Genomic DNA, 13659 nt, shown 5'->3' with positions numbered 1-13659 from the left:
GGACCAGAGTTGTTATTTTCAACTCTTACTATTATACCGACTTTTTATTTTTTGTCAACTACTTTTTTAAACTTTTTACAAATTTTCAATTCTTTTCAAGTACAGTTTTTCAAATTATAGTAAAAAGAGCCAGAATTGTACTGACTCTTCTATTGTTCATTAAACTTAGAAGCACGTTCTTCTCCCCACCAATAGGGGATTAGTTCTGCGACTTTCACCGTCTTTCTTGTATCGTAGTCCATCATGAATTCTGCATCTTTATTTTCAGCATTAAGCTCTAAAAGGAATTCTCTACAGGCACCGCAAGGCATGGCTGAACTTCCACCATAAGGTGGTTTATCTCGAAAGGCTAAGACTTTTTTAACCTTAGTTCGTCCCGAAAATTGGTACATATTGAAGAGTGCTGCCCGCTCTGCGCAGAGATGGAAAACACCACAAGTTCCCTCCATACAGAATCCTGTAAATATTTGTCCATCTTCTGCTTCTACTGCAGCTACAACATGATTGGCATAAACAAAGTCTGATACTTCATGTGGATTGTATAGCTTCTGTGCTTCTTCGTACATCTTTTCCCAGATGTCCATTGTTGCATCCTTCTTACTTAGAGATTTCCTTTAACATATTTTCGATATGCTGAATTGATTTTTCACGTCCAAGCAAGAAAATTGTATCTGGTAATTCTGGTCCATGCATTTCACCTGAAACAGCGATACGAATAGGCATGAAAAGATTTTTCCCTTTAATACCTGTTTCTTTTTGGACTGCTTTAATTTGTGGGAAGATATTCTCTGTTACAAATTCATCATCTGTCATCGCTTCAAGTTTTGCTTTGAAGGCTTCAAGAACTGTTGGGACTGTTTCACCTGCCATGACTTCGCGCTCTGCTTCGGTCAATTCTGGGAAATCTGAGAAGAAGAGATCTGTCAATGGGATAATTTCATCGACTGATTTCATTTGTGGTTTATAGAGTTCAACTAATTTTTCAGCCTTGTCAGTCAATCGACCTGCTTCTTCTAGGAATGGTTTTGCCATTTCAAAGATAGTTTCTAGGTCTGCATTCTTGATATAATCATTGCTCATCCAGTCTAGTTTTTTCTGGTCAAAGGCTGCTGGAGACTTGCTGAGGCGATTTTCATCGAAAAGTTTAATCAATTCTTCACGAGAGAAAATCTCATCTTCGCCACCTGGGTTCCAACCAAGAAGGGCGATAAAGTTAAAGACTGCTTCTGGTAAATAGCCTTTTTTACGGTAGTCTTCGATAAACTGAAGGGTATTGGTGTCACGTTTAGACAATTTTTTCCCAGTTTCAGAGTTGATAATCAAAGTCATGTGACCAAACTCTGGAGCTTCCCAACCAAGTGCTTCATAAACCATGAGCTGTTTTGGTGTATTAGCAATGTGGTCGTCTCCACGGATTACGTGAGAAATTTGCATATCATGGTCATCGATGACAACGGCAAAGTTGTATGTTGGGTAACCGTCTTTCTTTTGGATAACCCAGTCACCACCGATATTGCCACCTTCAAATTCGATATCGCCTTTGACCATATCATGCCACTTGTAGATACCTGACTCATTGACAGCCAAACGAACAGTTGGGATGATCCCTGCTGCTTCACGTTCTGCGATGTAAGCTGCTTTTTCTTCTTCACTCATACCAAGGTATTCATTGATGTAGCGTGGTGTTTCGCCAGCTGCTTCTTGGCGTTCGCGTTCAGCTGCCAACTCTTCTTCTGTAACGTAAGATTTGTAGGCTTTTCCTTCAGCTAACAGTTGGTCGATGTATTTTTGATACAAGTCCAAACGCTCAGACTGGCGGTAATTTTCATGTGTTTCTGGGCTTTCATCCCAATCCATACCTAACCAGCGAAGGTTTTCAAGTTGTGAACGTTCACCATCCTCGACATGACGTTTACGGTCAGTATCTTCGATACGAATGATAAAAGTTCCACCATGATGACGTGCGTAAAGGTAGTTGAACAATGCTGTACGGGCATTCCCGATGTGTAGTAGTCCTGTTGGACTTGGTGCGTAACGTACGCGGATATCTTTTGACATAGTTTCTCCTATAAAGTCTCTAGGCGTCTGCCTTTTTACTCTCTATATTATATCACAAGTCTTGGCTGAGTCCAATTTCTATGGATAAAGAGAGTAAAAAGAGTGGACAAACCACTCTTTTCTTCTATTATAGACGTGCGTTAAGTTCTTTGCTCAATTCTTCAAATCCCGGTTTTCCAAGGAGAGCAAACATGTTACGTTTGTAAGCTTCAACACCTGGTTGGTCAAATGGGTTGATAGCATTCAAGTAACCTGAAAGGGCGATAGCCAATTCGAAGAAGTAGATTGTGTAACCAAGAGTGAAAGCGTCTTGCTCTGGAAGAGTCACGTACATGTTTGGTACATCACCATCTGTGTGGGCAAGAAGAACACCATCAGTCGCTTTTTTGTTTACAAAGTCAACGTCTTTTCCTTGAAGGTAACCAAGTCCATCAAGGTCTTCTTCCAAGCTAGGGATAATCACGTTTTTACGAGGTTTGTCAACACGGACAACTGTTTCAAACATGATACGAGTTCCTTCTTGGATAAATTGACCAAGTGAGTGCAAGTCAGTTGAGAAGTTGGCTGAGGTTGGGTAGATACCTTTTTGGTCTTTCCCTTCTGATTCACCAGCCAATTGTTTCCACCATTCTGAGAAGTATTGAAGTGATGGCTCGTAGTTTACCAAGATCTCAGTTGCATAGCCTTTACGGTAAAGGATGTTACGAACTGCTGCGTATTGGTAAGCTTCGTTTTCAGAGATTTTATCTGAAGTGTAGTCTTTGCGAGCTGCATTCGCACCTTCCATAAGGGCTTTGATGTCAGCACCTGAAGCAGCGATTGGAAGCAAACCAACGGCTGTCAATACTGAGAAGCGTCCACCGATATCATCTGGAACAACAAATGTTTCCCAACCGTTAGCATCTGCTTCAACCTTAACAGCACCTTTTTGGCGGTCAGTTGTTGCATAGATACGTTTGTTGGCTTCTTCTTGACCGTATTTCTTAACCAAGAGTTCTTTGAAGACACGGAAAGCAATCGCTGGTTCAGTTGTTGTACCTGATTTAGAAATCACGTTTACTGAGAAGTCTTTGTCTGCAACATACTCTACCAAGTCAGCAAGGTAAGTAGATGAGATTGAGTTTCCTGCGTAAAGGATTTGTGGAGCCTTGCGTTCTTCTTTTGTTTGCAAGTTAGCAAAGTGGTGGTTCAAGAAGTCGATTGCTGCTTTGGCACCAAGGTAAGATCCACCGATACCGATTACAACCAAGACATCGCTGTCTGATTTGATTTGCTCAGCAGCTTTCAAGATGCGGTCAAATTCTTCGCGGTCGTAGTTTTCAGGAAGGTCCAACCATCCCAAAAAGTCGCTACCAGCACCAGTTCCTTTACGGATCAATTCATCTGCTGCTGTTACTTGTGATTGCATGTATTCCACTTCATGTGGTGCAACAAATTTGTCTAAAACTTTTGAATAATCAAATTTAATATGTGACATGTTATTCCTCCAATATTTCTTCTTTTCTATCATAACGCTTACCTTAGTTTTTTTCAAGTTTTTTTGTCGAATTTCTCCATTTTTTATCAGAATTCAAACGTTTGCGTAAAAATCCCACATTCCAAAAATTTTGAAAAAATAAAATAAAGAACGACCAGATGTCCCAGTCGTTACAGTTCATTCAATAAATACTCAAATAATTCTAAATTGCCATCTTCTTCATTAACCAGAAACTCTGGATGCCACTGCAAACCGATAATGCGGTGCTCATCGATAGACTCAATCGCTTCGATGGTCTGGTCTCTTGGATCAATAGCAGTTACACGGAAATTAGGTGCCAAATCTTTAATGCTTTGACGATGGACAGAGTTGACCTGACTTTCTTTCCCAAATAGCTTAGCCACCACGCTTCCCTCCACTGTCTCAATAGAGTGAGATGTTCCGAAAGGTAGTCCTTGCCAGTGACCTTCGATTTCTTGATTGAGGGTTCCACCAAAGGCAACATTGACAAGTTGAACACCGCGACAGATTGCCATAATTGGTTTATTCTGACGGAGCGCTTCCTTCAAGAGTGCCAATTCAAATTCATCACGGACCAGATTGTAATCATCGCTCTCGATGGTCTTTTTCTCTCCATAAAATTGAGGGTGGACATTTTGACCGCCTGTCAAGATAAGTTTATCTATCATTTCTACATAATCGCGTACAACTGACTCATCACCAACAGGAATGACTAAAGGGAGACCACCGACTTGACGGATGCTCTCTGCGAATCTACAAGATACAGATGAATGAATGTTTTTGCCTTCTGCGTCTACGGGACATAGATTTGCAGCAACTCCTACAACAGTTCTAGCCATGATGCCTCTCCTTTCGAATATTAACGATAGTCCTATCATATCACTCAAAATGACTTTCGTCTAATATGTTTTTTTAAAGGCCGTGATAAAAATTTTTTATAGACAAGAAAAAGCTGCCCACATAGGACAACTTTTTTCTTATTCAAAAACAAATTGATTGTGATAGAGTTCTGAGTAAAATCCACCTAACTTCAAGAGTTCATGGTGGTTACCACGTTCAATGACTTCTCCATCTTTGAGGACAATAATCTGGTCTGCATTGAGGATGGTCTTCAAACGATGGGCAATGACGAAACTGGTTCTGCCTGCTACAACCGCCTCCATGGCATGCTGAATCTTACTTTCTGTCACCGTATCTACGTTTGAAGTTGCTTCATCTAGAATGAGAACTTCTGGATCTGTCATCAGGGTTCGAGCGATGGAAATCAATTGTTTCTGCCCTGTTGAGAAGATGCTCTGGTCATCATCGATAAGAGTATCGTACTTATCAGTTAAGCTTTCGATATAGTCGTGAATGTGAGTTGCCTTGGCTGCTACCTCAACCATTTCTTGACTAGCATCTGGCACACCGAAACGGATATTGTCTCGAATGGTTCCGCTAAATAAGACCGAATCTTGCAAGACAATTCCCACCTTGCTTCTGAGGCTATCCAAGTCGTAGTCACGGATGTCTTTGCCGTCAAAATAAATACCACCAGCATCAACATCATAAAAGCGATTGATGAGGTTCATAATAGTCGTTTTCCCTGACCCTGTCGGCCCAACAACCGCTGTCATCTGGCCTTTCGGAGCGGAAATGCTGACATCTTTCAAAATAGGTTTATCAGGCAAATATGAAAAATCAATGTGACTGATTTCAACACCTTCTTGCAACTTAGTGAAAATTGGAGCCTTCTCAGGTCGAATTTCTTCCTCTGCGTCAAACATTTCCTGAATCCGTTCAGCCCCCGTAAAGGCTAACTGAAGGCTTCCCCAACTAGCTGCAACTTGAATAATAGGCTGGTAGTACTGCTGTGAAAATTGGGCAAACATAACAATCAAACCTAGGGCTGTACTTGTTTCAATAGCCTTATCATTCAAAAGTACAGCTGAACCAGCAAAGATGACGATGGCTGTATTAACCAGACTCATCCCATTCATGACAGGGAAAAGAATTCCTGAGAACATTCTTCCTTTAAAGGTTGCCTTGCGTACGCGCTCATTTTGTTCAAGAAATCCTGCCATCATATCCTCTTGAATCCCTTGCACAATGACAGCTTTTTGGCCTGAGATACTCTCATCCATATAGGCATTGAGCTTCCCTACCTCTTTCTGCTGGAGGTTGGTATATTTCCGTGCCATTTTCACGATGAAAATCAGCATGAGGAAGGCTACTGGTGTGCTGGCAATGGTGATGAGAGCCAGAGTCACATTTCTCGAAAACATGACAAGAATCAGACCAATGTATAAAACAATATTGCTCATGACCTGAATCAAGCTCTCGTTAAAGGCTTGGAGGATATTATCCAAATCACTGGTAAAACGAGACAGGATATCGCCATCTTGTCGGCGGTCAAAGAAAGAAACCGTCAAGCGAGCAAGCTTACCGAAGAGGCCTTTGCGCATCTCGTTTGTCGACTCTGCAATCACGCGCGTCATGAGACACATGTATATCACACTAGAGATAAATAGAACTAAAACCAGCAGGCCAAGATTGACCATGATTCCTGATAGGCTTTGCCAAATAAGTTCTGGATTGCCATCTTGATAAGCTTGAACTAAATTAGCTAGCTGCGTCACTGCTTGTCCAGAAAATACCGGAAAGAGAGCTTGGGCAAGAGTCGCCATAACAATCATCAGGATGACAACTACAAATGATAGCTTGTAGACTTTAAAATAATTCCAAAAAAATTGAACTGTCTTCATTTTACTCCTCCTTTCCTTTCTGTGTCTCATAGATTTCACGGTAAACATCATTGTTGGCAACCAAGCCTGCATGCGTGCCTTGACCAATCAATCGTCCTTGATCTAGAACCAAGATTTTATCTGCATGAACAACCGAGCTAATCTTTTGCGCGATGATAATGGTTGTTGTTCCCTTCAAGTCCTTATTCAAAGCTTCTTGAACCAGGCGCTCTGACTTAGCATCCAAGGCCGAGGTCGAATCGTCAAAAATCAGAATACGTGGATTGCTGACAATCCCACGAGCAATCGACATCCGTTGTTTTTGCCCACCAGAGAAGTTGGTTCCTCGTTCCTCAACTGGACTTTCAAAGGTTTTCTCCATACGATGAATGAATTCACTAGCCTGGGCAATATTGGCTGCTCGCTCCATTTCAAATAGAGTGGCATCACCCTTACCCTGTCTCAAGTTATCTGCAATCGTTCCACTAAAGAGAATGGCACGTTGGAGAACGATAGAAACTGTTTTACGCAGGGTCCCTTCACTCACTTCTCGAATATCCTTGCCATCGATTTTGATAGCCCCTTCCTGCGGGTCAAAGAGACGTGGAATCAATTGAGCCAAGGTTGATTTTCCTGCACCAGTCGCTCCAACGACACCAACCATTTGACCAGGTTCAATAGTAAAGCTCACATCTTTCAACATCGGTTCCTTATCCATTGGATAGGTAAAGGTTACATTTTCAAAGCTAAGACTTCCGACCAACTCTTCATCTGGCACATCCTTGAAAGTCATAGCTGGCTCTGCATCCAGAATTTCTCGAATACGACGCATGGAAATCATAGCACGACTGACAGAATTTCCCAAAAATCCAACCATAACAATGGTAAAGATAATCTGGCTTAGGTAATTGACAAAGGAAGCAATGGAGCCAACAACTGACGGATCCGACTGAACCATCCCTGCAACTAACCAAATAGAGAGGAATACCGCCCCATAACCGACCAACATCATAAAGGGTTCCACTACTGAAAAGGCATAACCAATGTAAAGATTTTGACCGAGTAGCTCGTCTGAAACCTCCGTAAACTTAGCAAACTGCTCTTTTTCTTGGACAAAGGACTTGACCACGCGAACGCCACGCAAATTTTCCTTGGCAATGGCATTGATGCGTTCAAGAAGTGTTTGAAACTTGGCAAAACGAGGCCCCATCATTCCCATCATGACGGCAGTCAAGCCAAAAATTAAGATTACCATGAGAACAATCACCCCCCACAGAGAAGGTAAGGTTTGAACCGCCAGAATAAACGAACCGATGAACAAGAGGGGAAGTCTGAAAAGAATTTGGAAGGTCATCATGACAACGTTCTGAATCTGGTTGATATCATTTGTCATTCGAACGACTAGATTTCCCGCATTAAATTGTTCAATATTGGCATAAGAAAAGGTTTGGATTTTACGGAAGGCATCCTCCCGAAGATCGGATGAAACTCCTTGGGCAATATAGGCCGCAAGGACAACATTGAGCCCACCAGCAACCAGACCAACTAAGGCCACACCAATCAACCAAGCCCCGATACTATAAATAGCTTCATATTTTCCAGTAAGGAGGGCGTCTAACACTTCCTGCAGGTAACGCGGTTGCAAAAGTGAACTAGCAACCATCAAGCCTGTCATAAGGAGCGAAGCCAAAGCCTGCCACTTGTAGTTTTTTATTTTCTGAATCAGCATACTTTCTCCTTAAAAAATAGACAAAAGGGAGCGACAATGTGTCAGCTCCTTCTCATTCTGTTTGTGTGATGTTATTCTAGCAAAAAAGTGAGAACTTGTCAAAGAAGTCTCCTTGATACAGCTAGAATGACTAGTAATTTTCTCTTTATAGTTTCTGTTTTAACTCGACCAAGACATTCATAGCCTGCATAGGTGTCATATTGTAAACATCCAGTTTAGACAATTCTGCTAGGATAGGATGTTCTTCAGTCGTATCAAAGAGTGAAATCTGTTCTGTGACAGCACTTGTTTGCCTCACGGGAGCAGGACTTTCTGTCCCTTGATTCTCTAACTGAGTCAAAATCTTATCCGCCCTTGCTAAAAGGTCTGCTGGTAAGCCAGCAATCTTGGCAACATGGATACCGTAGGATTTATCAGCTGGTCCTGGTTCGATCTTGTGAAGGAAGGTGACCTGCCCATCCTGCTCCAAAGTTGCCACGTGAACATTGACTAAGTGCTCCAAGCTAGACTCCAGACTAGTCAACTCATGGTAGTGGGTCGCAAAGAGGGTCTTAGCTCCAATATGCTCATGGATGTATTCGATGATAGACTGAGCAAGAGCCATACCGTCATAAGTTGCAGTTCCCCGTCCCAATTCATCAAAAAGAATCAAGGAATTTTTGGTCGCATGCGAAATTGCATTATTGGCCTCCATCATCTCCACCATAAAGGTTGACTGACCTGAAACCAAGTCATCTGCTGCTCCGATACGGGTAAAAATTGCATCAAAAATCGGTAAATGGGCACTTTCTGCTGGCACATAAGAACCCAACTGGGCCATAACTGCCGTCATGGCTAACTGACGCATATAGGTTGACTTCCCACTCATGTTGGGCCCTGTAATCAGTTGAATACTGGTATCTTCTGCCATCTGAATCGTATTGGGAATATAGGTCTGAGCCCCCATGACCTTTTCAACGACAGCATGGCGCCCTTTCTGGATATCAATCCGCGAATCATCTCCAAACTCAGGTCGAATCAAATGCTGGGTTTCAGCTACAACCGCCAGACTTTGCAAGACATCAACTGTCGCAATTCCTTGGGCTAGAGCCTGCAAACGCTGGATGTACTTGCTGACTTCCTCACGAATACGCATAAAGATTTCGTACTCTAGGTTGGACGACTTCTCACGCGCCTCCAGCATATCGCCCTCGATACGGGCCAATTCTTCGGTTCCAAAACGTTCTGAGTTTTTCAGCGTCGCCTTGCGGAAAAAGTGAGCGGGCACATTTCCCAGTTGAGAATTGGTCACATGGAAATAGTAGCCATCCTTTTTATTGTAGTCAATCTTGAGCGTACTGATACCAGAGTTTTCTCGCTCCTTTGCTTCAATCTCAGCAATCCAGCTAGTCCCTTCTCTGAGCACACGACGGTACTTGTCTAAAGTCTCATCAAATCCAGTCCGGATAATGCCACCTTCTGTAATCACATGGGGAGCTTCAGGAGCAATCGCTGCGCTAATCAAACTCTCCAACTCAGGGATTCCATCCAGTTGTTCGATGAGATAGGCCAGAGCAGGTTGCTCCATCCCTTCTAAAATCGCACGAATCCGTGGCACACTAGACAAGGTGGTCGCCAACTGCAAGAGATCCTTGGGATTGGTTTTGCCAAAAGAAACCCGACTAGCCAAGCGCTCAATGTCATAGACACCTTTGAGACTATCCGTTAAATCACTGCGCTCAAAGAAGTGGTCAAGAAAGACCTGCACCACCTCTTGACGTTGGACGATTCGCTCCTTGTCAATCAAGGGACGATGGATCCAAGAACGCAAGAGCCGCATACCCATTGCTGTTTTGGTTTCATCCAAAAGCCAGAAAAGACTGCCTTGCTTCTTGCCTGAACGGGCATTCTCAACCAAATCCAGACTAGCCTTGGTCGCATAATCCATCTGCAAGAAATCTTTGATTTCATAGCGGATAACAGGCTTGAGGTGGTTCAATTCCCTCATCTGAGTCCGATGAACATACTGGAGTAGCTTACTAGATGCCGCTTGCTCCACAGCTGCCAATCGTGAATCCAGTAAATGAAGGTCTTCAAAGCCTTCTTTTTCATAGGAAAGCACCAAATTCATCTGACGACAAAGGATTTGTTCTTCTTCCTCAGACAAGTCATAACCCAGCACCACTTCTCGAGCCTTGAGATTGCGGATTTCCCCACAAACCAGCGTGAAATCCAAAAGACCTGTCACATAAAAGTCACCCGTCACCAGGTCCATATAAGCTAGGCCAAATTGATTGCCTTCGCGGTCTATGGCAACCAAAAAATTATTCTGACTGTCTGGCTTACTGCTATCGACCACTGTCCCTGGCGTAATGACCTGAACAACCTCTCGTTTCACAACCCCAACTGCTTGTTTAGGATCTTCCATCTGCTCTGCGATAGCCACCTTATAACCCTGCTCAATCAAGACATCAATGTACTGTTGGGCAGAATGATAGGGAACACCCGCCATAGGAATCGGATTGTCGGCATTCTTGTTGCGACTCGTTAAGGAAATTTCCAGAATCTGCGCAGCATTGACCGCATCCTCATAAAATAATTCATAAAAATCACCCATCCGAAAGAGCAAAAAAGCATCTGGATATTGCTTTTTAATATCCACATACTGTTGCATGCCGGGTGATAGCTTTTCTGTCGCCATTTTCCGTCTCTCCTTGTCAAAAATAAGTCTTGAGAGCAACTCCCAAGACCTTACTTATCTTTCATCAAATCTAGCAAACGATCTTCCATGAGTTTGGCAACGTGCTGGTCTCGACAAATGACCAATAAGGTATTGGCACCAGCAACTGTTCCTAAAATCCATTCATCCTTGTTTGCATCTACAATATTTGCCAAAACAGAGGCTTCTCCCAGTTTGGTATGAAGCACCAAGGTAAACTCTGCTCTTGCAACACCTTCTAAATGATGAGACAAAAATTCCACCAAATCAATCTTTTCTGTCTCATTTGCTAGTACATAATACACCATATCATTTTTCTTGACCTTGGTCAAGCCGATTTCGCGCAAATCACGAGACAGGGTTGTCTGCGTCACAAAAACATTGTGCGCCTCCAACCGATCTTGAATTTCTTTTTGTGTACTTAATTTCTCCTCAGTAATCATTTTTTTTATTAACTGATGACGATCTCTTTTTCTCATAAAATCCTCTTATGTGAATATTTATAACTATTTTTATAACTATATTATACCAAAAAAATAGGAGATTTCAAAAATTTTTTCTTCTTTCTTTAAAATTGTGATAAAATAGTAGAAAAGTCCAAAAAGGAGCTCTTAATGAATACAAAAGAATTGATTGCTAGCGAGTTGGCTAGCGTCATTGATAGCCTGGACCAAGAGGCTATTTTAAATTTACTGGAAACCCCTAAAAACTCAGAAATGGGAGACATTGCTTTCCCTGCTTTTTCTCTTGCAAAAGTCGAACGTAAAGCACCTCAAATGATTGCGGCAGAACTGGCTGAAAAAATTAATAGCCAAGCCTTTGAAAAGGTTGTCGCAACAGGACCTTACGTTAACTTTTTCCTTGATAAATCTGCCATCTCTGCTCAAGTATTGCAAGCTGTTATCACTGAAAAAGAACACTATGCTGACCAAACTATTGGCAAACAAGAAAATGTTGTTATCGACATGTCTAGTCCCAATATCGCTAAGCCATTCTCTATTGGCCACCTGCGCTCAACTGTCATCGGAGATAGCTTGTCACATATTTTCCAAAAAATCGGTTATCAAACAGTCAAGGTCAATCATTTAGGAGACTGGGGTAAGCAGTTTGGGATGCTGATTGTTGCCTACAAAAAATGGGGTGACGAAGAAGCTGTAAAAGCTCATCCAATTGATGAACTTCTTAAACTCTATGTCCGCATCAACGCTGAAGCTGAAAATGACCCTAGCTTGGATGAAGAAGCACGCGAATGGTTCCGTAAACTTGAAAATGGAGACGAGGAAGCTCTCGCACTTTGGCAATGGTTCCGTGATGAAAGTTTGGTGGAATTTAACCGCCTTTACAATGAACTGAAGGTTGAATTCGACAGCTACAACGGAGAAGCCTTCTACAACGATAAGATGGATGCAGTTGTAGATATTCTTTCTGAAAAAGGCCTTCTTGTTGAGTCAGAAGGTGCCCAAGTTGTCAATCTTGAGAAATATGGAATTGAACATCCAGCCCTCATCAAGAAGTCTGATGGAGCAACTCTCTACATCACACGTGACTTGGCTGCAGCTCTTTACCGTAAAAACGAATACCAATTTGCTAAGTCTATCTACGTTGTTGGTCAAGAACAATCTGCCCACTTTAAACAGCTCAAAGCCGTCTTGCAAGAGATGGGCTACGACTGGAGTGACAACATTACCCACGTTCCTTTTGGTTTGGTTACAAAAGAAGGGAAAAAACTCTCTACTCGTAAAGGGAATGTCATCTTGCTAGAGCCAACTGTTGCAGAGGCTGTTAGTCGTGCCAAAACCCAAATCGAGGCTAAAAATCCTGAACTTGAAAACAAAGACCAAGTAGCGCATGCTGTTGGGGTTGGAGCCATTAAATTTTATGACCTCAAGACCGACCGTACAAATGGGTATGACTTCGACCTAGAAGCTATGGTATCCTTCGAGGGTGAAACTGGACCTTATGTTCAATACGCCTACGCTCGTATCCAATCTATCTTGCGCAAAGCGGATTTCAAACCAGAAACAGCTGGCAACTATAGCCTGAATGATGCTGAAAGCTGGGAAATCATTAAACTCATCCAAGACTTCCCACGTATTATCAACCGTGCGGCAGATAACTTTGAACCTTCTATCATTGCCAAATTTGCAATTAACCTGGCTCAAGCTTTTAACAAATACTATGCACATACGCGTATCTTGGATGAAAGCCCAGAACGCGACAGCCGTCTAGCCCTCAGCTACGCAACAGCAGTCGTTCTCAAAGAAGCCCTTCGCTTGCTTGGAGTAGAAGCGCCAGAGAAGATGTAAATCGTTACAAGAGGATGGAACTAAAGTTCCTAATTGTTAGACGCTAGCCGCTTATATGCGGACTAGCTAACTGCTTCACTAGTAAAGAAACATAAATATTATCGATTTATGTTTCTTTACGTCGTAATTAGAGATACTTGTCTAAACGCTTCACTAATTCACCTAACCAAATAATATCGATTTGGTTAGGCTTATGTCGTAATCTTTTAATTACTTGATTGTAAAGCAGTCTAAGTAACTGACGTTCAATCCTATACGGGCTTGGTTTTAGAAGCCTATCAAAAATCTTATCAAGTTTTGCTGGCTTGTTCTGCTATTTTAGATCCACTAAATCGATTTATTCACTACTATTTCTTTATCATACAGGGAGATTTCCTATGAGCCAATATGCTTATATCCTCGTTGTGATTAGCTTGGTTTTCCTTTTTCTGCTCAATAAGTACGAGAAGGAGAGACTGCAAAGGCTCTACCAAGAACAACTGTTGAAGGATGAAACATTTAGGGCTGACATCAAAGAGAAAATTCACACGACTGAAAATATCAATGATGTCATTGCTTATATCAATAAAACGGCTCTTTGTCAACTGTAGTGGGTTGATGAAAAGCTAAGCTCGAGAAAGGACAAATTTCGTCCTTTCTTTTCTGAT

Annotated in this window: 10 protein-coding genes; 2 read left to right on the top strand and 8 right to left on the bottom strand. The window is 42.2% G+C overall.

Features of this window, described 5'->3' with window-relative positions:
• Positions 1 to 149: 149 nt before the first annotated feature.
• From N8M20_RS09880 to argR, 8 genes are all read right to left on the bottom strand, one after another.
• Positions 150 to 584, bottom strand: a complete 435-nt coding sequence (locus tag N8M20_RS09880) for a cytidine deaminase family protein (RefSeq protein WP_261080470.1) — start codon at positions 582 to 584, stop codon at positions 150 to 152.
• 13 nt (positions 585 to 597) lie between these two features.
• Positions 598 to 2058 carry a glutamate--tRNA ligase gene (gene gltX / locus N8M20_RS09875; protein ID WP_000031054.1) on the bottom strand — a complete coding sequence of 487 codons (1461 nt, stop codon included), beginning with the start codon at positions 2056 to 2058 and terminating at the stop codon, positions 598 to 600.
• A gap of 127 nt (positions 2059 to 2185) precedes the next feature.
• The gene (locus N8M20_RS09870; RefSeq protein ID WP_000018268.1) at positions 2186 to 3535 is read right to left on the bottom strand and encodes a glucose-6-phosphate isomerase; all 1350 of its coding nucleotides are present in this window, start codon (positions 3533 to 3535) and stop codon (positions 2186 to 2188) included.
• Between the two features lie 170 nt (positions 3536 to 3705).
• Positions 3706 to 4395 (bottom strand): gamma-glutamyl-gamma-aminobutyrate hydrolase family protein, encoded by a 690-nt coding sequence (locus tag N8M20_RS09865; protein WP_000124770.1) that lies wholly within the window; start codon positions 4393 to 4395, stop codon positions 3706 to 3708.
• Positions 4396 to 4533: 138 nt separating this feature from the next.
• Entirely contained in the window at positions 4534 to 6300 is a 1767-nt protein-coding gene (patB, locus tag N8M20_RS09860; protein ID WP_261080469.1) for a multidrug efflux ABC transporter subunit PatB, read from the bottom strand.
• Position 6301: 1 nt separating this feature from the next.
• Positions 6302 to 8008, bottom strand: a complete 1707-nt coding sequence (patA, locus tag N8M20_RS09855) for a multidrug efflux ABC transporter subunit PatA (RefSeq protein WP_261080468.1) — start codon at positions 8006 to 8008, stop codon at positions 6302 to 6304.
• 145 nt (positions 8009 to 8153) lie between these two features.
• The gene (gene mutS / locus N8M20_RS09850; RefSeq protein WP_261080467.1) at positions 8154 to 10688 is read right to left on the bottom strand and encodes a DNA mismatch repair protein MutS; all 2535 of its coding nucleotides are present in this window, start codon (positions 10686 to 10688) and stop codon (positions 8154 to 8156) included.
• A gap of 50 nt (positions 10689 to 10738) precedes the next feature.
• Complete coding sequence (gene argR / locus N8M20_RS09845) at positions 10739 to 11185, bottom strand: arginine repressor (protein ID WP_001231476.1); 447 nt, start codon at positions 11183 to 11185, stop codon at positions 10739 to 10741.
• 135 nt (positions 11186 to 11320) lie between these two features.
• Between argR and argS the strand changes: the two genes are divergently transcribed.
• On the top strand, positions 11321 to 13012 hold the full coding sequence (gene argS, locus N8M20_RS09840; protein ID WP_261080466.1) for an arginine--tRNA ligase: 1692 nt from the start codon (positions 11321 to 11323) through the stop codon (positions 13010 to 13012).
• Positions 13013 to 13389: 377 nt separating this feature from the next.
• Positions 13390 to 13602, top strand: coding sequence for a MarR family transcriptional regulator (locus tag N8M20_RS09835; RefSeq protein WP_261080465.1), 213 nt, complete (start codon positions 13390 to 13392; stop codon positions 13600 to 13602).
• Positions 13603 to 13659: the final 57 nt, after the last annotated feature.

Source organism: Streptococcus mitis (assembly GCF_946190275.1).
Classification (GTDB): domain Bacteria; phylum Bacillota; class Bacilli; order Lactobacillales; family Streptococcaceae; genus Streptococcus; species Streptococcus mitis_DC.
The sequence above is the reverse complement of the archived record's forward strand: the minus strand, read 5'-3'. Positions and strand labels throughout refer to the sequence as shown.

Coding starts and splice junctions, on each gene's coding strand:
- N8M20_RS09880 (WP_261080470.1), bottom strand. CDS start 584: ATGGACATCTGGGAAAAGATGTACGAAGAAGCACAGAAGCTATACAAT.
- gltX (WP_000031054.1), bottom strand. CDS start 2,058: ATGTCAAAAGATATCCGCGTACGTTACGCACCAAGTCCAACAGGACTA.
- N8M20_RS09870 (WP_000018268.1), bottom strand. CDS start 3,535: ATGTCACATATTAAATTTGATTATTCAAAAGTTTTAGACAAATTTGTT.
- N8M20_RS09865 (WP_000124770.1), bottom strand. CDS start 4,395: ATGGCTAGAACTGTTGTAGGAGTTGCTGCAAATCTATGTCCCGTAGAC.
- patB (WP_261080469.1), bottom strand. CDS start 6,300: ATGAAGACAGTTCAATTTTTTTGGAATTATTTTAAAGTCTACAAGCTA.
- patA (WP_261080468.1), bottom strand. CDS start 8,008: ATGCTGATTCAGAAAATAAAAAACTACAAGTGGCAGGCTTTGGCTTCG.
- mutS (WP_261080467.1), bottom strand. CDS start 10,688: ATGGCGACAGAAAAGCTATCACCCGGCATGCAACAGTATGTGGATATT.
- argR (WP_001231476.1), bottom strand. CDS start 11,185: ATGAGAAAAAGAGATCGTCATCAGTTAATAAAAAAAATGATTACTGAG.
- argS (WP_261080466.1), top strand. CDS start 11,321: ATGAATACAAAAGAATTGATTGCTAGCGAGTTGGCTAGCGTCATTGAT.
- N8M20_RS09835 (WP_261080465.1), top strand. CDS start 13,390: ATGAGCCAATATGCTTATATCCTCGTTGTGATTAGCTTGGTTTTCCTT.